We start from the raw sequence: 18,576 nt of genomic DNA on the forward strand, positions 1-18,576 counted from the left end.
GTATTGTGACCGTTATGAGTCATGCGGCCGACCCGGCCGGGGCCGGCGCCGAACCGGTTCCCGGCCTGCCCCGGAGTGCTCTCGCCGACACCGTGCTGGAGCGACTGACGCGGCTGTACCCCTCGGCCGCCGACCCCGTGCGCGCCCGGTCGGCCGCCGCGTACATGAAGCACGTCGCACCGTTCCTCGGCATTCCCACGCCCCGCCGCCGGGCCCTTTCCCGCACCGTCCTCGACGGCACGGCACGCCCTCGGGAGACGGACTGCGCCGCCATCGCGCTGCGCTGCTGGGCGCTGCCCGAGCGCGAGTACCACTACTTCGCCGCCGACTACCTGCGCCGTCACATCGCACGCTGTTCGTCCGGCTTCCTTCCGGTGCTGCGCCATCTGGTCACCACCGAGCCCTGGTGGGACACGGTCGACACCCTGGCCGCCCATGTCGCAGGACCGCTGGTGGCCGCCGACCCGGAGCTTCGGCGGAGCATGGACGAGTGGATCGAGGACGACGACCTGTGGATCGTCCGCACCGCGCTGCTGCATCAACTGCGCTTCAAGGAGGCCACCGACGCGCCCCGGCTCTTCGCCTACTGCCTGCGCCGCGCCGACCATCCCGACTTCTTCATCCGCAAGGCGATCGGCTGGTGCCTGCGGGAGTACTCCAGGACGGACCCGCAGGCGGTACGGGACTTCGTCGACGACGCCCGGGTCCGGCTGGCGCCGCTGTCCGTACGAGAGGCGACCAGGCACCTCTGAGGCTGAGGGCCGGCCCGCAGTTCCTGACGGGCGCACGACGACAGCTACGGCACCTCGCCGCGTTGTCGAAACGCCCGGATACGCCCAGTATGAGGGCGCCTCTCCGCCTTGCGATGCACCGCATCCGACGCCGCGCGCTGATCCACCAGGAATTGCGGGACAGCCCTCAGCCGGGACCAGCGACCGCGCGGGCCGGTGAAATTCGCTCGACGGGCGGACAGGCGTCGGAGATGATCGAGCCATGTTCCGGTACGCCTTCCTCGCAGCGCAGTCCGCAGTCGCGGACACGCCGAAGGCTGCCGTGAGCCCTCTCGCAGCAGTTGTCGCAGCAGCGTTCACCGCTGCCGCAGCGCCCTTCGGCGGCGCCCGAAGCTGACCCTCCCCCGACTGTCCGGCGGACCCCGCAAGGGGAGGGTCGGCCGGGCCCCGGGGTCCTCTCTCCCAGCTTCGCATCCCAAGGAATGAACCATGCCCAAGACGGCATACGTGCGCACCAAGCCGCACCTCAACATCGGCACCATGGGCCACGTCGACCACGGCAAGACCACCCTGACCGCCGCCATCACCAAGGTCCTCAGCGACCGGGGCACCAGCACCTTCGTCCCGTTCGACCGCATCGACCGGGCGCCCGAGGAGGCGCAGCGGGGTATCACCATCAACATCTCGCACGTCGAGTACGAGACCGGTACCCGCCACTACGCGCACGTCGACATGCCGGGGCACGCCGACTACATCAAGAACATGGTCACCGGCGCCGCTCAGCTCGACGGGGCGATCCTCGTCGTCTCCGCGCTCGACGGGATCATGCCGCAGACCGCCGAGCACGTGCTGCTCGCCCGCCAGGTCGGTGTCGACCACATCGTGGTCGCCCTCAACAAGGCGGACGCGGGTGACCCCGAGCTGACCGACCTGGTCGAGCTGGAGGTGCGCGAGCTGCTGTCCGCGCACGGGTACGGGGGCGACACCGTGCCCGTCGTGCGGGTGTCGGGTCTGCGGGCGCTGGAAGGCGACCCACGCTGGACCGCGGCCGTCGAGGCGTTGCTCGACGCCGTCGACACGTACGTACCGATGCCGGTGCGCTACACCGACGCCCCGTTCCTGCTGTCGGTGGAGAACGTCCTGACCATCACGGGCCGGGGCACGGTCGTCACCGGTGCCGTGGAGCGCGGGACGGTGCGCGTCGGCGACCGGGTGGCCGTGCTCGGTGCGGACATCGAGACGGTCGTCACCGGTCTGGAGACCTTCGGCAAGCCGATGGAGTCCGCCGAGGCCGGTGACAACGTCGCGCTGCTCCTGCGCGGGGTCGAGCGCGACCGGGTGCGACGCGGTCACGTCGTGGCGGCGCCCGGAGTGTCACGCCGAGCCGGCGCTTCACCGCGCAGGTGTACGTCCTGTCGGGGCGCGAGGGCGGCCGTACCACTCCGGTCGCCACCGGCTACCGGCCGCAGTTCTACATCCGCACCGCCGACGTCGTCGGCGACGTGGACCTCGGGGCGGCGGCGGTCGCGCGGCCCGGCGAGACGGTCACCATGACCGTCGAGCTGGGCCGCGACGTGCCGCTGGAGTCCGGCCTCGGCTTCGCCATCCGTGAGGGCGGCCGCACCGTCGGCGCGGGCACCGTCACCGGACTGCTCTGAGCCGCACGGCCGTTCCGGGTCCGTCTCCCGCACCCCGGGGAGGCGGACCCGGTGCCGTGCGCAAGACTGACGGCATGGCAGACACAGCATTGGTGCTCGGCGCCGGCGGCGTCACCGGGAGCGCCTGGGAGACCGGAATCCTGCACGGGCTCGCGAAGGCGGGACTGGACCTGTCCACCGTAGACATGATCATCGGCAGTTCGGCCGGTGCGATCGTGGGGGCACAGCTCGCCTCCGGGCTGATCGGACTGCCGCAGCTGTACGAACTCCAGCTCGCCGATGCCGGCGGCGAGCGGGGCGGCAGACTCGGCGCGGCCACCGTCCTGCGCTACGCGCGGGCCGTGCTGACCTCGCGCACACCGCAGGCGTACGCGCAGAAGCTGGCCCGCATCGCCCGTGAGGCCCGCGTCGACCTGTCGCCGGAGGAGCGGCAGGCGGTCATCGCGAGCAAGCTGCCCTCGCCGGCGTGGCCGGACCGTCCGCTCCGCGTCACCGCAGTCGACGCGGTCACCGGTGAGCTGCACACGTTCGACAAGGACGGCGAGGTGTCACTGGCGGACGCCGTCACCGCGAGCTGCGCCGTTCCCGCCGTCTGGCCCGTGGCCTCCTTCGGGGGGCGGTCCTGGATCGACGGGGGAGTGCACTCCCCGGCCAATGCCCATCTGGCCGCCGGATACGAGCGCGTGGTCGTCATCGCGCCGACGGCCGCCGGTAACAAGGCCATCGCCTCGCCCCGCTCCCAGGCGGACGAACTCGCCGCGCGGGGGGCCCGGACCGTGGTCATCACCCCGGACGCCGCGGCGAAGAAGGCCTTCGGCCGAAACCCTCTCGACCCCAGCAGCCGGGCCGCCGCGGCCCGTGCCGGACTGGCCCAGTCGGCAGCGCACACCGAAGCCGTCGCCGCGGTCAGGAACAGCTGATCCCACGCCGCACAATGGAGGAGTGAACGAGTCGATACCCGTTGTGCGCGACGTGGACCACGGCACCGCCAGGCTGCTCCCCGATGTGGACCGGGAGCGGGCCTGGCTGCTCACGGTCGACGGCGCGCCCCAGTCGTACGTCGACCTCGGCGCCCCGGAGTACCTCGAATTCGAGTACGCGCGACGCCTTGCCCACGTCGTGGACTGCGCGGCCGGAGCGGGCGCACCGCTGGATGTCCTGCACCTCGGGGGCGGCGCACTCACCCTGCCCCGCTACGTCGCCGCGACCCGGCCGGGCTCCCGGCAGGAGGTCGCCGAGGCGGACCGAGGACTCCTGGACCTCGTCGCGGAATACCTGCCGCTGCCGGACCGCAGCGGGATCACCGTGCATGCCGCGGACGCGCGCGAACAGCTGGAGGAGACCGCTCCCGGCTCGCTGGACGTGGTGATCGCGGATGTCTTCGGCGGCTCGCGGGTGCCCGCCCACCTCACGTCCGTGCCCTACGCGCAGGCCGCGGCACGGGCGCTGCGCGCGGACGGGATCTACGCGGCCAATCTCGCGGACGGGGCGCCCTTCGCCTTCCTGCGCTCGCAACTGGCCACCTTCGCGACCGTTTTCGGGGAGCTGGCGCTGATCGCCGAGCCCGCCGTGCTGCGCGGACGGCGCTTCGGCAACGTGGTACTCGTCGCCTCGCGGTCACCCTTCGACGTCGCCACCCTGACCCGCCGCTGTGCGGCCGACGCCTTTGCGGCCCGGGTCGAGTACGGCGATGCGGTGACCGCGTTCCTCAAGGGCGCCCGGCCGGTGGGCGACGAGGACGCGGTCGCCTCACCCGAGCCGCCCGACGGCGCCTTCAGTATCGGCTGACGCCGGCGGGATCCTGGCCAGTACCTCGGTGGACGTGGTCCGGCGGGTGAGGTTGCGTACGTCCGGCACGAACAGCACCGCGCCGGTGACCAGCACGACCAGGCCCGCACAGCCCCACAGCGCCTGGCTGCGGCCCACCAGCGTTTCCACCGGGCCCGCGAGGGCGGTGGCGACCGGCACCATGGCGACCGAGCCGAACCAGTCGTACGCCGAGACGCGTGAAAGCTTCTCCTCCGGGATCTCCTGATGCAGGGCCGTCATCCAGGAGACACCGAACACCTCGATGGCCGCCCCACTGACGAACATGACCGCGCAGAGCCCCGTCACCGGCAGGGGGACGGCGAGCCCCGCCGAGGGCAGGGCCAGCGGGAAGACGCAGAGGGTTCCGGCGAGCAACAGCCGCCGCGGCTTCCACCGCAGCATCAGCAGACCGCCGGCCACCGTGCCGACACCGAACGCGGCGAGCGCGAAACCCCACGGCCGGGCGCCGCCGAGCTCGTCCCGGGCCACCAGTGGCCCGTAGACCGCCTCCGCGGCTCCGACGGCGGCGACGACCACGGAGAACTGCGCCACGACGGCCCAGAGCCAGGGGCGCCCGATGAACTCCTGCCAGCCGTCCCGCAGATCGGCGAGCAGACCCCCTCCAGGCTTCCGGGCAGAGATGTGGCTGACGTCGAGGAAGGCGCGCAGCGCACCCGCCAGGGCGAAGGCGGCGGCGTCCACGGCCAGCACCCAGCCCGGGTCCATCGCGGCGATCATGGCGCCGCCGAGCGCCGCGCCACCGATGGCCGCGCCCTGCATCGACATCCTGAAGAGGGCGAAGGCGCGGCTCGCCTGTTCACCACTGACGCTGGACATCAGCATGCCCTCGGCGGCCGGGTTGAAGAAGGCCTGTCCTGTGCCGCACAGAGCGGTCAGGAGCATCATCTGCCACAACTGGGGGTCACCGGCCAGGACCAGCCAGGCGAAGACGCCCTGCGAGGCGAAGTTGAGGGCGTTGGCCGCGACCATGACGCGGTGACGCGGCAGGCGGTCCGCTATCGCCCCGCCGATCAGCAGGAAGAGCACCAGCGGCGCGGTCCTTGCGGCGGCCACCAGACCGACGTCCCCGGCGTCGCCCCCCGTCTGCAGAACCGCGAACGCCGCCGCGATCAGCGCGCCATGGGTGCCAAGGCCCGTGATGATCGCGGCGGCGGTCAGCAGCCGGTAGTTGCGGCCCGCCGGGGTGGGGCGGTCCGAGCGGGGTGCGGGGTCGGCTGCGTCAGTCACTCAGGGACTATCGCGGCACGGGCCCCGTTGTGCCAAATGCATTCCCGCCGGGTCAGGACTCGGTGATCTTCACCAGGCGCACGGTGCTGAGAATCTTCTGGATCGTCGCCTCCGGCAACTCGCCCTCGACGCCGGCCGCGGCGTACAGCACCCAGGAGGAGAACGCACCGCTGCTGTTCTTGAAGGTGAAGGCGATGGTCTTGCCGTCGCTGTCGCACTTCGTCTTCTTGGTGACGTTCGGGGCTGTGGCGGTGACCACGCTGCCCGTCAGTCCCGACTTGGTGGTGTACTGCTTGGCCTTGCTGATCTTGATGGTCTTCTTCGGCATGTGCTGCGCGTAGGCGCCCCACGCCCAGGTACCCGCCTCGTTCCGGGCGTTCAGGGCGGCGTCGGTGGCGCCTTCCGCACCACGGGTGCCGGTGCCCGCCAGGCTGTAGTTCTCCTTGGTGCCGTCCTTGTCCTCGTCGTCGACACACCACTTCTTCTTGTAGTCCGCCGGTGCGGAGAAGCCGATGAGCGGCGGCTTGTCCTCCTTCGACTCGTCCTCGAAGTACGAGAAGATGCCGGGGGCCGCGACCTCCCAGTCGCCGGGCACGTCGAACTGGGTGCCCCACTTGGGGTTGGTCACGACCTTCCAGCCCGCGATGAGGGGCTTCGCGTCCCCGTCGGCGCCGCGCGGGTTCGCCTCGGGCGAGGACGCGGCGTCGGAGGGCTTGGCGGGCGCGGACGACTTCTTGTCGTCGGCGACGTTCTTGCCGTCCTTCTTGTCGTCGTCCTTGTTCAGGACGACGACACCGGTGACCGCCGCGGCCACCACGACCGCGGTGGCCGCGACGATGGCGACGACGGTCGTCTTCTTCTTGTCGTTGCCGGGCTGGGGCCCGCCGGGCGGACCGGGCACCGCGTACTGCGGGACGGTCGGCTGCTGGTACGGATTGGGCTGCGGGTGTCCCGGCTGGCCCTGCTGCGGGTAGCCGTACCCCGGCTGCTGCCCCGGCTGCCCCTGCTGCGGGTAGCCGTACCCGGGCTGCTGCCCGGGACCGGGCTGCTGGTACCCCGGCTGCTGATAGGGGTTCGGCTGCTGGTACCCCGGCTGCTGGTACGGGTTCTGGTTCTGGTCCTGCGGGTTTTGCTCGCCCCCGGGCGGCTGCTGTCCTGGCCACATGGCGAGTAACGATAGAGGGGCGCCGCCCGGGCGGCTACGGCCGCCCCCGTGAGCGGACGGTGAAGGATGCGGCCGGGGGCTCAGCCGGATGGACACGGAGCCGTGGCCAACCACCGCTACCCACGAGTAACATCTGGGCTCATGAGCGCTGAACAGATGACCGCGGGCGAGATGGTCGCCGCGTCGGTTCCGATGGTCCGGACCCTCAACCTCGAATTCCTGGAGTCCACCGCCGAACGCGCGGTGGTCCGCATGCCGGATCAGGCCGGCTTCCACAACCACCTCGGTGGGCCGCACGCCGGTGCGATGTTCACGCTGGCGGAGTCGGCGAGCGGTGCCATCGTGATGGCCGCGTTCGGCGACCAGCTGACGCGGGCCGTCCCGCTCGCGGTGAACGCGGAGATCGCCTACAAGAAGCTGGCGATGGGTGAGGTCACCGCGACCGCCACCCTCGGCCGCCCGGTGGCCGACGTCGTCGCAGAGCTCGACGCGGGCGAGCGCCCCGAGTTCCCGGTGGACATACGGATCCAGCGCGCCGACGGTGGCGTGACCGGTGAGATGACCGTGCTCTGGACGCTGCGACCCCGCGCCTGATCCCCGCCGCCGCCCCTGGGGCCGCCGCGCACCCGGCAGGGAGCGGGCGGCCCTTCGCGCTGTCCGGGCCGACGGGGCGACCGGTAGGCTTCCCGCCGTGCGCCGAGGAGTTGTCCGGCGGGCGATGAGGACATCACTACGGAGGAACCGGCGTTGCACATCCAGGAGTGGCTGGAGACCGTCCCCGCGATCAGTGTGTACGTCCTGGTGGGCGTCGTGATCGGACTGGAGAGCCTGGGCATTCCGCTGCCCGGTGAGATCGTCCTGATCAGCGCGGCTCTGCTGGCCGCCGGGCACGACGGGATCAATCCGTGGATCCTGGGCGCCTGCGCCACGGCCGGAGCGGTGATCGGTGATTCGATCGGCTACGCCATCGGCCGCAAGGGTGGACGGCCCCTGCTCGCCTGGCTCGGCGGGAAGTTCCCCCGGCACTTCGGGGAGACCCAGATCTCCATGGCGGAGCGCTCGTTCCAGAAATGGGGCATGTGGGCGGTCTTCTTCGGCCGCTTCGTCGCACTGCTGCGCATCTTCGCCGGTCCGCTCGCGGGCGTCCTGCACATGCCGTACTGGAAGTTCCTGACAGCCAACGTGCTCGGCGGGATCGCCTGGGCCGGCGGCACCACGGCGGTCATCTACTCCGTGGGCGTCGTCGCCGAGGCCTGGCTCAAGCGGTTCTCGTACCTGGGACTGGCCATCGCGGTCCTCATCGGACTCGCCTCGATGCTGATCCTCAAGAACCGGGCCAAGAAGGCAGCCGCGCAGTCCAGCGCGGCCACGCCCGAACCGGAGACCGTCCCGGTCGCCGACTGACGGCGGCCGGGTGGCCGATCGGGGCGGCGAGGGCTCAGCCCTCGTACGCCTGCCGGTGGGCCTTGGCCAGCTCCACGTAGCCGACCGCATTGAACTTGATGCCTTCGAGCTCCTCCTCGGTCAGCTGCCGCTTGACCTTGGCGGGGACACCCGCGACCAGTGAGCCCGGGGGCACGCGCATCCCCTGCGGGACGAGGGCCTGCGCGGCGATCAGTGAGCCGGCGCCGATGTGGGCGCCGTTGAGCACGGTGGCGCCCATGCCGACCAGGACGTCGTCCTCGACGGTGCAGCCGTGCAGCACGGCGTTGTGTCCGACCGAGACGCGCTCGCCGACCGTCACGGGGAAGCCGGGATCGCCATGGACGCTGCAGTTGTCCTGGATGTTGGAACCGGCCCCGATGACGATGGGGCCGCAGTCCGCCCGCAGCACCGCGTGGTACCAGAGGCTGGAGCCCGCTGCCATCGTGATCTCACCGATGGCGACCGACGTCGGTGCGGTGAAGGCATCCGCGTGGATGACCGGCTCCTTGCCGCCCATGGCCGTGATCAACGCCTGCTCCGCCATCGCGCGTCCTTCCCTGCTCCGGTGCTGTGGGACGTGGTCGTCCGATCACTGCCGGACGGCCCCGTCCGGGAAACGGTATGCGACGGGTGCACCGCTCCGCGGTGCGGTGGGGTGAAGATCACAGGCGGCCCCGGCTCCCGCCCGCGGGCCTGCCGACTACCGTGTGCGAGTGCCGAAGAACAGAAACACGTTCTCCTCCCTGACCGCCTGGCGGCGGCGCGCCCTGTCCGGGGCCGTCCACCGCTGCTGGCGCTGGGTGAAGGAGACGGGCGCGGTCACGGCGGCACACCCCGGCGGACTGCGCTTCCGCCGCATTGGTGAGGGCACCCGGCTGGCCTTTCCCCAGGGCACGGTGTTCGGCGAGCCGTGGATCGAGCTGGGCAACCACTGCATCATCGGTGAGCAGGTCACTCTGACGGCGGGGCTCATGCCCGACCTGGATCTCGGATCCGACACCGTCCTGACGCTGGGCGACGGCGTGGTGCTGGGCCGCGGGAGCCATGTCGTCGCCGACACCACGGTGACGATCGGCCCGGACACGTACTGCGGACCGTACGTCTACATCACCTCGACCAACCACAGTTACGACGATCCGCACGAACCGGTCGGCAAGCAGTGGCCGCGGATGGAGCCGGTGGTGATCGGCCCTGGGTGCTGGATCGGTACCGGAGCGGTGATCCTGCCGGGCGCCAGGCTCGGCCGCAACGTGGTCGTGGCCGCGGGAGCGGTGGTTCGCGGCGAGGTGCCCGACCATGCGGTGGTGGCCGGTGCCCCGGCTCGTGTCGTACGGAGCTGGGACCCCGAGAAGGGGTGGCAGCCGCCCCTGCGGACACCGGCCCCGGTACCGATCCCGGCGGGCATGACCCCGGAACAGCTCCTGGCCGTGGCGGAGCTCGACGAGAACTGAGGCCCGCACCGCGGCATCGGACCCGGCGGTCGTCATCCGGTCGCGAGCAGCACCGTCCCCAGCAGTGCGAGCCCGGCTCCCGCTGCTTGCACCCCGCGCAGTCGTTCCCCAAGGACTCCCCGCGCGGCCAGAGCCGTGACCACCGGGTAGAGCGAGGCGAGCACGGCAGCGACGGTCACCGGCCCGTGCTGTGCGGCGATCGCGTAGGTGCCGTTGGCCGCGACGTCGGCGAGACCCACGAACGTCAGCGCCGGAAGGGCGGCGAGCACCACCGCCACCCCTCCCGCCTCGGGCAGGGCGCGGGCCCCGCGCCGCACGGAGACGTACAGCGCAGCGCCGCCCACCGCCACATTGGTGATCCGCTGGACGAAGAGCGCCAGGAACAGTCCTGTCACCGTGGTGGAGGCCTCGGCGATGAGGGACATCACGGCCCCGAAACCGAACGCCGCCACCAGGGTCAGCAGGACCGCCCGGCGCTGCACGGGCGCGCCGCGCAGCTGCGGACCGCCCGCCATCACGATGCCGGCCACGGCGACGGCCACCCCGGCGCACTGCAGCAGCCCCGGACGCTCGCCGACGGCCAGCCCGACGCTCACCGGCACGGCGACCCCCAGTGAACCGAGCGGCGACACCACGCCCATCGGTCCGAGAGCCAGGGCCTTGTAGAAGCTCAGCATCGCGACCGGTCCCACCGCGCCCGCCGCGACGGCGAACCAGAGCTGTCCGCCGATCTCGCTCCAGGCCCCGGTCGCGATCACGATGACGCCGAGCACGGCCGCGGCGACCACCTGCGACACGACCACCACCGTGAGTGCCGGCGTACGCCGGGTCAGCACCCCGCCGCCGAAGTCTGCCAGCCCCCACAGAAGGCTGGTGGCCAAGGCGAACACTGCGGTCATGAGCGGGCCTCGCAGTACAGTGCGATGAACGGTTGGTGCACCCCACCATAGTGCAGTATTTTCGACCCCGTCATCCAGAATATTGGACTGAATGTGACTGATCTCGACCAGCTGACCCAGTCCCTCGCGCGAAACCTCAAGCGCTGGCGCGGGGAGCGGGGATTCACCCTGGACGCACTCGCCGCCCGAGCCGGGGTCAGCCGCGGAATGATCATCCAGATCGAGCAGGCCCGCACCAATCCCAGTGTCGGCACCACGGTCAAGCTCGCCGACGCGCTCGGGGTCAGCATCACCACGCTGCTCGACTACGAACAGGGCGTACCGGTCCGCCTGGTACCCGAGAGCCAGACCGTCCGCATGTGGTCCACCGAAGCGGGGAGTTCCACCACCCTGCTGGTCGGTGCGGAGGCCCGGGGCCCGCTGGAGCTCTGGTCCTGGCGGCTGATGCCCGGCGACGGCAGCGCGTCCGACCCGCACCCCGAAGGGACGGTGGAGCTCCTGCATGTCACCGCCGGCACGCTCACGCTGGTCGTCGACGACACCGAGTACGCCGTGCCCGCCGGCACGTCCGCGACCTTCGAGGCGCACCACCCGCACGCCTACCGCAACGAAGGTGCCGAGCCCGCCTGCGTCACCATGGCCGTCTCCATCCCACCCGTCAGGTGAGACACCCAACGGGGAGGGAGCGAGGGACTGTTAGCGTGGCACGCATGCGTGCCCCCATCGGCTCCTTCGACGACGCCTGCCCCGCTGCCGACCGCCTTGAACTGCTCACCGCCCCGGTGGCCCGAGCAGTACGCGACGGCTGGGGCGGCGTCCCCGTCGAGCAGGTCCTCCACGTCGACACGGACCCGGAGATCGCCGACACGGCGGCCTTCGTCGAGCACCACGGGGCCGACCTGCTGAACCGATCGGCCAACTGTGTCGTGGTGGCGGGCAAGCGCGGCGGCGAGGTCACCCTGGCCGCCTGCCTCGTGCTGTCCCACTCCCGCGTGGACGTGAACGGCGCGGTCCGCAAACACCTCGGCGCCCGCAAGGCCTCGTTCGCCCCGATGGACACGGCGGTCGGTGAGACCGGCATGGAGTACGGCGGCATCACTCCCGTCGGACTCCCGGACGGCTGGCCCCTGTTGATCGACTCCGCCGTGGTGGACGAGGAGTGGGTCCTCATCGGCAGTGGCACCCGCCGGGGCAAGCTGATCATGCCGGGCAAGGCGCTGGCGGCGCTGCCGGGGGCTGTGGTGGTCGAACGTCTGGGGATCTTCGCCTGACGCTGTCAGGTCACAGCTGTGCGGGTGGCGGGATGCGCGGTTCGATTCTCGACGGCACCGCGGCGATGCGCCGGCAGCCATCGCGTGGCGAACGCGACCGCCGCGGGGAACCGGAACAGGCGGGCCGTTGCGGAGCCCACGGCAGCGGTACGGACGGGCGCGCCCTGTTCCCGTTCGAAGTCCGCCCCCAGCGCCGTGAAGTCGCTGTCGTCCAGGGCCACGTCCTCGTATTCCCACCATCGGCGCTTGCCCCCGTCCCGCACCACGCACCGGTAGGTACGGCGGGGCGGGGACGGGACGCGGTACTCGGCGAGGTGGAACGCGGTGCAGGAGCCGAAACCGGTTCCGAGCAGCAGCACCTGGGCCCGCAGCTCGTGCAGGCGGGCGAGCGGGGAGTCCTCGCCCAGATGGCAGTCCGGTTGATGATCCGCCACCACGTGGCCGGCCAGCGGGCCGAGCGCGGCGAAGGAGGTCTGCGGGTGCGCACTGCGGGCGGATCCGGGGGACCGGCGCACCGCCTCGGAGAGCCGGCCCATCGAAGGGGCCGCGGTCGTGGCCGGATCGAACGCGGGCATCGCCGCCCGGACGGCCTCCCGCTCCTGATCGCCCAGGCCGCGGATCCGGGCGTGGTACTGCGGGGAGGTGTCGGAGTTCTCCGGGGTGAAGGCCGGGACCACCAGCGTGCCCCCGGGGCCCAGTGCATCCCTCAGAGCGGCCACGACCGAGTCCGCGCCGCCGTCGACCGCCCCCAGGGAGCGCAGCGACGCGTGCACCATCAGGACACCGCCTCGCTCGGCGCCGAGCGAGGACAACTGCCGGGACAGGCGGGCCCGGCTGTGCGGGACGGCCGAGACTCTCGCGGCGTGGGGAGCACTCACAGCCGGTCATTCTCCCAGTCCGGAGCGGAGTGTGACACCCCGCACATGCGATCGGGCGCCTGCGGCGCTCAGCCGCCCAGCCCGGGTATCTCGATGGCGGGGCAGCGGTCCATGACCATGTCGAGCCCGGCCGCCCTGGTGCGCTCGTACGCCGACTCGTCGATCACGCCGAGCTGGAACCAGACCGCCGAGGCGCCGATCGCCACCGCCTCGTCCGCCACCGCACCGGCCAGCTCACTGTTGACGAACACGTCCACCACGTCGACCGGGAAGGGGATGTCGGCCAGTGAGGCATATCCCTCCTCGCCGTGAACCCGCTCCGCCTTGGGATGGACGGGCACCACCCGCTTGCCGAAGCGCTGGAGCACTTCGGCCACCCTGTAGGCCGCGCGCGAGCGGTTGCCCGACAGCCCCACCACCGCCCAGGTGTCGCCGGTGTCCTCGAGAATCCTGCGGATCGTCCCCGCGTCTGCGTACATGATCCACCCAACGGACGGCCGCTCCGGACCATTCCCGCGGCTGCGCATAGGCTGGCCGGATGCAGGAGCAGTACCGGACAGTCGCCCGCGCGGGCGTGCACGAGACCGAGATCAACCGATCGCGCTTCATCTGTGCGCTCGCCCCCGCCGCCACCGAGCAGGATGCGCAGGACTTCGTCGCCCGCATCCGCCGGGAGCATCCGACCGCCAGCCACAACTGCTTCGCGTACGTGATCGGAGCCGACGCCTCGGTGCAGAAGGCCAGTGACGACGGCGAGCCGGGGGGCACCGCCGGAGTCCCCATGCTGCAGATGCTCACCCGGCGGGAGATGCGGTACGTCGTCGCCGTCGTCACCCGCCACTACGGCGGGGTGAAACTCGGAGCCGGCGGACTGATCCGGGCCTACGGAGGCGCGGTCGGCGAAGCCCTCGACGTCGTCGGCACGCTCACCCGGCAGCGGTTCCGGATCGCGACGGTCACCGTCGGACATCAGCGCGCCGGCCGGCTGGAGAACGAGCTCAGGGCCACCGGACGCACCGTGCGCGAGGTCCGCTACGCGGAGGCGGTGAGCATCGAGATCGGGCTCCCGGACGCCGACGTCGAGGAGTTCCGGCGCTGGCTGGCCGACGCCACGGCGGGCGAGGCGGAACTGGAACTGGGCGAGGAGGCCTACGGGGACGCCTGAACGGCCGCCCGGGCTTCTGCGGCGGGGGACGGAGCCGTCTTGCCGGCACCGGCCCCGGCGGTGTCCCCGGTGGTGGGACACTGTGCTGCGTGAGGAGACAGGGGAAGGGGCGCGCAGGTGCGGCGGACACCGGGGCCCTGAGCATTTCCCGTGCGCGGCCGGGCCGGACCCGGGGGACGAGGAAGCGAAACATGCAGTTCGGAGCCGGCTCTTGAGGATTTTGCACACATCGGACTGGCACCTGGGCCGGTCGTTCCACCGGGTCTCGCTGCACGAGGCGCAGGCCGCCTACCTCGACCACCTGGTGACCACCGTGCGTGAGTACGAGGTGGACGTCGTGCTCGTGGCGGGTGATGTGTACGACAGGGCGGTGCCGCCCCTCACCGCCGTGGAGCTCTTCGACGACGCACTGCACCGGCTCGCCGCCGCCGGCGTACCCACCGTGATGATCTCGGGGAACCACGACTCCGCCCGCCGGCTCGGCGTCGGCGCAGGACTCATCGGGCGGGCCGGCATCCATCTGCGGACCGACCCCGCCCACTGCGCCACCCCCGTCGTCATCCCGGACGCGCACGGCGACGTGGCGTTCTACGGCCTGCCCTACCTCGAACCCGCCCTCGTCAAGGACGTGTTCAAGGCGGAGCGGGCCGGACACGAGGCCGTGCTGACCGCAGCCATGGACAGGGTCCGCGCCGATCTCGCCCGGCGGCCGGACCCCACCCGGTCCGTGGTCCTCGCCCATGCCTTCGTCGCGGGCGGAGAGCCGAGCGACAGCGAACGCGACATCACCGTCGGCGGAGTGGCGGCCGTCCCCGCCGGGGTCTTCGACGGTGTCGACTACGTGGCGCTGGGCCATCTGCACGGCTGCCAGACCGTCGCCGAGCGCGTCCGGTACTCCGGCTCCCCGCTCGCGTACTCCTTCTCGGAGACCGCCCACCGCAAGACGATGTGGCTGATCGACCTCGACGCCACGGGCGCGATCGACGCAGAGCGGATCGACTGCCCGGTGCCCCGTCCGCTCGCCCGGCTCCGGGGCAGGCTCGACACCCTCCTCGACGACCCCGCCCTCGCCCCCCACGAGCACTCCTGGGTCGAGGCCACCCTCACCGACGCCGTCCGCCCGGCCGAGCCCATGGCCCGGTTGGCCGAGCGCTTCCCGCACACGCTCAGTCTCGTCCTGGAACCGGACCGGGCACCCGACGACCCGCACACCTCCTACGCCCAGCGGCTGCGAGGACGCGACGACCAGAGCATCGCGGAGGACTTCGTGGCCCATGTCCGCGGCGGATACGGCATCGACGACCACGAGCGGACGGTACTGCGCAGCGCCTTCGACCACGTACGGGTCGATGACAGCGTGCGCGAGGTGAACCGATGAGGCTCCACCGGCTCGACATCACCGCCTTCGGCCCGTTCGGCGCCACCCAGGAGATCGACTTCGACGCCCTCTCCGCGGCCGGGCTCTTTCTGCTGCACGGACCGACGGGCGCCGGTAAGACCTCGGTCCTCGATGCCGTCTGCTACGCCCTGTACGGGGCCGTACCCGGTGCCCGGCAGAGCCCCGGCACCTCGCTCCGCAGCGACCACGCCCCCGCCGGCCTGCCGACCGAGGTCCGGCTCGAACTCACCGTCGGCGGGCGCCGCCTGGAGATCACCCGGCGCCCCGCCCAGCCCCGCCCCAAGAAACGGGGCGGCGGCCACACCACGGAGAAGGCGCAGAGCTGGCTGCGCACATACGACGCCGAGCACGGCTGGCGGGCGCTGAGCCGCTCGCATCAGGAGATCGGCGAGGAGATCACCCAGCTCATCGGGATGAGCCGCGACCAGTTCTGTCAGGTGGTCCTCCTGCCCCAGGGCGACTTCGCCCGCTTCCTGAGGGCCGACGCGGAGGCGCGCGGCAAGCTGCTCGGCAGACTTTTCGACACCCGCCGCTTCGCGGCCGTCGAGGAGCGGCTCGCCGATCTCCGCCGGGCCGCCGAGAACAAGGTCAGGTCCGGGGACGAGCAGATCCTCGCCCTCGCCCAGCGGATCGCCCAGGCCGCCGGCGCGGCCGGGAGCGAATGCCCGATGCCGGCCGTTCAGCCGGGCGAACCGGGGCTCGCGGACGCCGTGCTGGCATGGGCCGCGACGGCCCGCAGCAGCGCCCGGGAGCGGCTCGACATCGCCGCCGAGGTGCTGGCCGCGGCCGAGGGCCGCCATGCGGCCGCCAGGTCCGCTCTGGACGCCGAACGGGAACTGGCCGCACTCCAGCAGCGGTACGCCGAGACCAGGCGCCGCGCCGCCGCATCGGAGGCGGGCCGGGCCGGACACGATGACGCCCGGCAACAGCTGAGCCGCGCACGCAAGGCGGACCGTGTCGCCCCGGCACTGGAACTGCGGGACGAAGCCGACCGTGCCTACCGGCGAGCGAGCGCGGCCCGGGGCCGCTCCCGCGACCGGCTGCCGGACGGTCTGGCCGACGCAGGCGCCGAGCAACTCGCTTCCCTGGAACGCAGACTGCGCGAGGAACTCGGTGGACTGGATGCCGCACGCCGTGCCGAGCGGCGCAGCGCGGAGATCGACAGCGAACGCACGGGGCTGGAGCGGCAGGCACGGGTCGATGACGAACTGATCCGCGACGCCGAGGGCTGGCTGGCCGACTGGGAAGCCACCCGAAGGGGGCTGCTCGCCCGTATCGAGGCGGCGCAGGAGGCCGCGACCCGCGCCGAACTGCTGGCCGGCCGGCTGGATCCGGCGCGGCGACGTCTGGAAGCGGCCCGCCGCCGGGACGCGCTGGCGGCCGAGACCGCCTCTGCCGAGGACCTGCTCGCCGAGGCCCGCGAGCGCGCCCTGAGCAGCCGGGAGCACTGGCTCGACCTGCGCGAGCGCCGACTGCGCGACATCGCGGCGGAACTCGCGCGGGAACTCGTCGAGGGTGAGGCCTGCACGGTCTGCGGCTCCGCCGACCACCCGATGCCGGCCCGCGCCGGGGACGGGCATGTCGACCAGGCGGCGGAGGACGCCGCGGAGGCCGCCCACCGGCGTGCCGAGCAGGCGCGCACCGACGCCGAGCACGCGCTCGGCGCCGTACGCGAGCGGTATGCGGCAGCCCGTGCGGAAGCCGTGGAGGGCGTGGAGGCGGCCGGCGCCGACAGCGTGGCCGACGCGGACGCGGCGGACGACCCGACGGTCGAGGCACTTGCCGCGCTCGTGGACTCGCTCACCCGTGAACACGCGCAGGCGTACCGCACCGCCACCGGGATGCACGCCGCGCGCGAGGCTCTCGCAGCGGCCGAACGAGAGCAGGCGCAACGGGCCGAGGACCGGCAGCAGGCCGAACGCCGGGCGGCTGCCCGCACCTCCCGCCGCGAGGGCCTGGACAGGGAACGGGCTGCCCTGGAAGAGGTGCTGGCGCAGGCGCGCGGCGAGTCCGGCAGCGTCACGGAACACGCCGCCCTGCTGCAGAACCGGGTCCCCCTGCTGGTCGAGGCGGCGGCGACGGTGCGGGAGGAGGAAAGCGCGGCAGCGCGGCTCAAGGAGGCCGACGACCGCCTGGCGGACGCCGCCTTCCGGGCCGGCTTCGACACACCGCAGGCCGCGGCCGACACCCTGCTGCCCGACTCCGGACAGCGTGCGCTCCAGCACCGTATCGACGCGTGGCAGGCCGAGGCCGCCGCGGTGGCCGACCGGCTCGCCGAAACCGACGCCCGGGCGGCGGCCGACCGGGCCCCGGCCGCGCCCGACGCCGCGCAGCGCGCGTACGACATGACGGAGCGCCTGCTGCGAGACGCGTCGGCAGACCTTGCGACGGCACGGGAACGCTGCACCGAACTCGGCCGGCTCTCCCGCCGTGTGGCCGACGAGGTGCGGGGCCTGGGCCTGCTGCGCGAGGAGTTCGAACGGGTCGCACGGCTCGCCGGACTCACCGCGGGCACCTCCGCGGACAACGAGCGCAAGATGCGGCTGGAGTCGTACGTGCTCGCGGCCCGTCTCGAACAGGTGGCGGCAGCCGCCACCGCCCGGCTCGGGCGCATGTCCTCCGGCCGCTACCAGCTGGTCCACTCCGATGCCCGGACGGGAGGCCGCCGGGCCGGACTCGGGCTGCACGTCATCGACGCCTGGACGGGACGCGAACGCGACACGGCCACGCTGTCCGGCGGCGAGACGTTCTTCGCCTCGCTCGCCCTGGCGCTCGGCCTCGCCGACGTGGTCACCGACGAGGCCGGCGGCGTACGGCTGGACACCCTGTTCATCGACGAGGGGTTCGGCAGCCTCGACGACCAGACCCTCGACGAGGTGCTCGACGTGCTGGACTCACTGCGTGAACGGGACCGCAGCGTCGGCATCGTCAGTCACGTCGGCGATCTGCGCCGCCGCATCCCCGCTCAGCTCGAAGTGGTGAAGGAACGGCATGGATCGGCCGTGCGGCACCGGTCCGCGGGCGGGGTCAGCGACTGACCGACCGCCTCGGCAGGGGCGAGGAGTAGACGATGCTGGTGGTGACGGATCCGAGTGCGCCGATCTTGCCGGTGACGGCCTCCAGATGACGCATGGTGCGCGCTGTCACCTTCAGCACGAAGCAGTCGTCACCGGTGACGTGGTGGGCCTCCACGATCTCCGGCGTCGTGTCGAGGAGGTCGTGGAACGGCTTGTAGTTGCCGTTCGGATACCGGAGCCGTACGAAGGCGAGAACCGGGAGTCCGAGGCGTTCCGGGTCGACCACCGCGGCGTACCCGCTGATGATCCCGGCCTCCTCCAGCCGGCGTACACGCTCCGTCACGGCGCTCGACGACATCGAGACGGCCCGTGCGAGCTCGGCGAACGTCGCGCGTCCATCGCGCTGCAGGACATCGAGAATGCGCCAGTCGGTTTCGTCCGGGGAATAGTCGGTCATCAG

18 protein-coding genes and 1 pseudogene are annotated in these 18,576 nt (G+C 72.1%); 12 read left to right on the top strand and 7 right to left on the bottom strand.

Annotated elements, in window-relative coordinates:
- Positions 1-14: 14 nt before the first annotated feature.
- From OG538_RS31360 to OG538_RS31375, 4 genes and pseudogenes are all read left to right on the top strand, one after another.
- On the top strand, positions 15-752 hold the full coding sequence (locus OG538_RS31360; protein WP_406098803.1) for a DNA alkylation repair protein: 738 nt from the start codon (positions 15-17) through the stop codon (positions 750-752).
- Between the two features lie 468 nt (positions 753-1,220).
- A pseudogene (gene tuf, locus OG538_RS31365) lies at positions 1,221-2,389 on the top strand (elongation factor Tu).
- Positions 2,390-2,463: 74 nt separating this feature from the next.
- A complete protein-coding gene (locus OG538_RS31370; protein WP_406098804.1) occupies positions 2,464-3,309 on the top strand; it encodes a patatin-like phospholipase family protein in 846 nt (281 codons plus the stop codon).
- 22 nt (positions 3,310-3,331) lie between these two features.
- Entirely contained in the window at positions 3,332-4,177 is an 846-nt protein-coding gene (locus OG538_RS31375) for a spermidine synthase (protein WP_406098805.1), read from the top strand.
- Here OG538_RS31375 and OG538_RS31380 read toward each other — a convergent pair.
- Entirely contained in the window at positions 4,139-5,446 is a 1,308-nt protein-coding gene (locus tag OG538_RS31380) for an MFS transporter (RefSeq protein ID WP_406098806.1), read from the bottom strand. The two genes, OG538_RS31375 and OG538_RS31380, sit on opposite strands and share 39 nt — an antisense overlap.
- 52 nt (positions 5,447-5,498) lie before the next feature.
- Positions 5,499-6,611, bottom strand: coding sequence for a hypothetical protein (locus OG538_RS31385; protein WP_406098807.1), 1,113 nt, complete (start codon positions 6,609-6,611; stop codon positions 5,499-5,501).
- A gap of 156 nt (positions 6,612-6,767) precedes the next feature.
- Between OG538_RS31385 and OG538_RS31390 the strand changes: the two genes are divergently transcribed.
- Both OG538_RS31390 and OG538_RS31395 read left to right on the top strand, forming a co-directional pair.
- Entirely contained in the window at positions 6,768-7,205 is a 438-nt protein-coding gene (locus OG538_RS31390) for a DUF4442 domain-containing protein (RefSeq protein WP_406100382.1), read from the top strand.
- Between the two features lie 153 nt (positions 7,206-7,358).
- On the top strand, positions 7,359-8,015 hold the full coding sequence (locus tag OG538_RS31395) for a DedA family protein (RefSeq protein ID WP_406098808.1): 657 nt from the start codon (positions 7,359-7,361) through the stop codon (positions 8,013-8,015).
- 34 nt (positions 8,016-8,049) lie between these two features.
- On the opposite strand, the gene OG538_RS31400 is transcribed toward OG538_RS31395, so the two are convergent.
- Positions 8,050-8,580 carry a gamma carbonic anhydrase family protein gene (locus OG538_RS31400; protein ID WP_406098809.1) on the bottom strand — a complete coding sequence of 177 codons (531 nt, stop codon included), beginning with the start codon at positions 8,578-8,580 and terminating at the stop codon, positions 8,050-8,052.
- 169 nt (positions 8,581-8,749) lie between these two features.
- Between OG538_RS31400 and OG538_RS31405 the strand changes: the two genes are divergently transcribed.
- Positions 8,750-9,487, top strand: coding sequence for an acyltransferase (locus OG538_RS31405; RefSeq protein ID WP_406098810.1), 738 nt, complete (start codon positions 8,750-8,752; stop codon positions 9,485-9,487).
- A 32-nt stretch (positions 9,488-9,519) separates the two neighbouring features.
- Here OG538_RS31405 and OG538_RS31410 read toward each other — a convergent pair whose 3' ends face one another.
- Positions 9,520-10,386: an EamA family transporter gene (locus OG538_RS31410; protein WP_406098811.1), complete on the bottom strand. Its 867-nt coding sequence runs from the start codon at positions 10,384-10,386 to the stop codon at positions 9,520-9,522.
- Positions 10,387-10,479: 93 nt separating this feature from the next.
- Here OG538_RS31410 and OG538_RS31415 point away from each other — a divergent pair, with 93 nt between their 5' ends.
- Both OG538_RS31415 and OG538_RS31420 read left to right on the top strand, forming a co-directional pair.
- Complete coding sequence (locus tag OG538_RS31415; RefSeq protein WP_406098812.1) at positions 10,480-11,052, top strand: helix-turn-helix domain-containing protein; 573 nt, start codon at positions 10,480-10,482, stop codon at positions 11,050-11,052.
- Positions 11,053-11,096: 44 nt separating this feature from the next.
- Positions 11,097-11,657 (top strand): YbaK/EbsC family protein, encoded by a 561-nt coding sequence (locus OG538_RS31420; protein ID WP_406098813.1) that lies wholly within the window; start codon positions 11,097-11,099, stop codon positions 11,655-11,657.
- 5 nt (positions 11,658-11,662) lie between these two features.
- Here OG538_RS31420 and OG538_RS31425 read toward each other — a convergent pair whose 3' ends face one another.
- Both OG538_RS31425 and OG538_RS31430 read right to left on the bottom strand, forming a co-directional pair.
- A complete protein-coding gene (locus OG538_RS31425; protein ID WP_406098814.1) occupies positions 11,663-12,535 on the bottom strand; it encodes an aminoglycoside N(3)-acetyltransferase in 873 nt (290 codons plus the stop codon).
- A 68-nt stretch (positions 12,536-12,603) separates the two neighbouring features.
- Positions 12,604-13,014, bottom strand: a complete 411-nt coding sequence (locus tag OG538_RS31430; protein WP_406098815.1) for a CoA-binding protein — start codon at positions 13,012-13,014, stop codon at positions 12,604-12,606.
- A 59-nt stretch (positions 13,015-13,073) separates the two neighbouring features.
- Here OG538_RS31430 and OG538_RS31435 point away from each other — a divergent pair, with 59 nt between their 5' ends.
- The 3 genes from OG538_RS31435 to OG538_RS31445 all read left to right on the top strand — a co-directional run bounded on the left by OG538_RS31435 (position 13,074) and on the right by OG538_RS31445 (position 18,137).
- Positions 13,074-13,700 (top strand): YigZ family protein, encoded by a 627-nt coding sequence (locus OG538_RS31435; protein ID WP_406098816.1) that lies wholly within the window; start codon positions 13,074-13,076, stop codon positions 13,698-13,700.
- 211 nt (positions 13,701-13,911) lie between these two features.
- A complete protein-coding gene (locus tag OG538_RS31440; protein ID WP_406098817.1) occupies positions 13,912-15,078 on the top strand; it encodes an exonuclease SbcCD subunit D in 1,167 nt (388 codons plus the stop codon).
- A complete protein-coding gene (locus OG538_RS31445) occupies positions 15,075-18,137 on the top strand; it encodes an AAA family ATPase (RefSeq protein WP_406098818.1) in 3,063 nt (1,020 codons plus the stop codon). Before OG538_RS31440 ends, OG538_RS31445 begins: the two co-directional genes overlap by 4 nt.
- Here OG538_RS31445 and OG538_RS31450 read toward each other — a convergent pair.
- Positions 18,127-18,573 (bottom strand): Lrp/AsnC family transcriptional regulator, encoded by a 447-nt coding sequence (locus OG538_RS31450; protein WP_406098819.1) that lies wholly within the window; start codon positions 18,571-18,573, stop codon positions 18,127-18,129. The two genes, OG538_RS31445 and OG538_RS31450, sit on opposite strands and share 11 nt — an antisense overlap.
- Positions 18,574-18,576: the final 3 nt, after the last annotated feature.

The organism is Streptomyces sp. NBC_01013 (assembly GCF_045162765.1).
Lineage (GTDB): Bacteria > Actinomycetota > Actinomycetes > Streptomycetales > Streptomycetaceae > Streptomyces.

Coding starts and splice junctions, on each gene's coding strand:
- OG538_RS31360 (WP_406098803.1), top strand. CDS start 15: ATGAGTCATGCGGCCGACCCGGCCGGGGCCGGCGCCGAACCGGTTCCC.
- OG538_RS31370 (WP_406098804.1), top strand. CDS start 2,464: ATGGCAGACACAGCATTGGTGCTCGGCGCCGGCGGCGTCACCGGGAGC.
- OG538_RS31385 (WP_406098807.1), bottom strand. CDS start 6,611: ATGTGGCCAGGACAGCAGCCGCCCGGGGGCGAGCAAAACCCGCAGGAC.
- OG538_RS31390 (WP_406100382.1), top strand. CDS start 6,768: ATGACCGCGGGCGAGATGGTCGCCGCGTCGGTTCCGATGGTCCGGACC.
- OG538_RS31400 (WP_406098809.1), bottom strand. CDS start 8,580: ATGGCGGAGCAGGCGTTGATCACGGCCATGGGCGGCAAGGAGCCGGTC.
- OG538_RS31410 (WP_406098811.1), bottom strand. CDS start 10,386: ATGACCGCAGTGTTCGCCTTGGCCACCAGCCTTCTGTGGGGGCTGGCA.
- OG538_RS31420 (WP_406098813.1), top strand. CDS start 11,097: ATGCGTGCCCCCATCGGCTCCTTCGACGACGCCTGCCCCGCTGCCGAC.
- OG538_RS31430 (WP_406098815.1), bottom strand. CDS start 13,014: ATGTACGCAGACGCGGGGACGATCCGCAGGATTCTCGAGGACACCGGC.
- OG538_RS31435 (WP_406098816.1), top strand. CDS start 13,074: ATGCAGGAGCAGTACCGGACAGTCGCCCGCGCGGGCGTGCACGAGACC.
- OG538_RS31445 (WP_406098818.1), top strand. CDS start 15,075: ATGAGGCTCCACCGGCTCGACATCACCGCCTTCGGCCCGTTCGGCGCC.
- OG538_RS31450 (WP_406098819.1), bottom strand. CDS start 18,573: ATGACCGACTATTCCCCGGACGAAACCGACTGGCGCATTCTCGATGTC.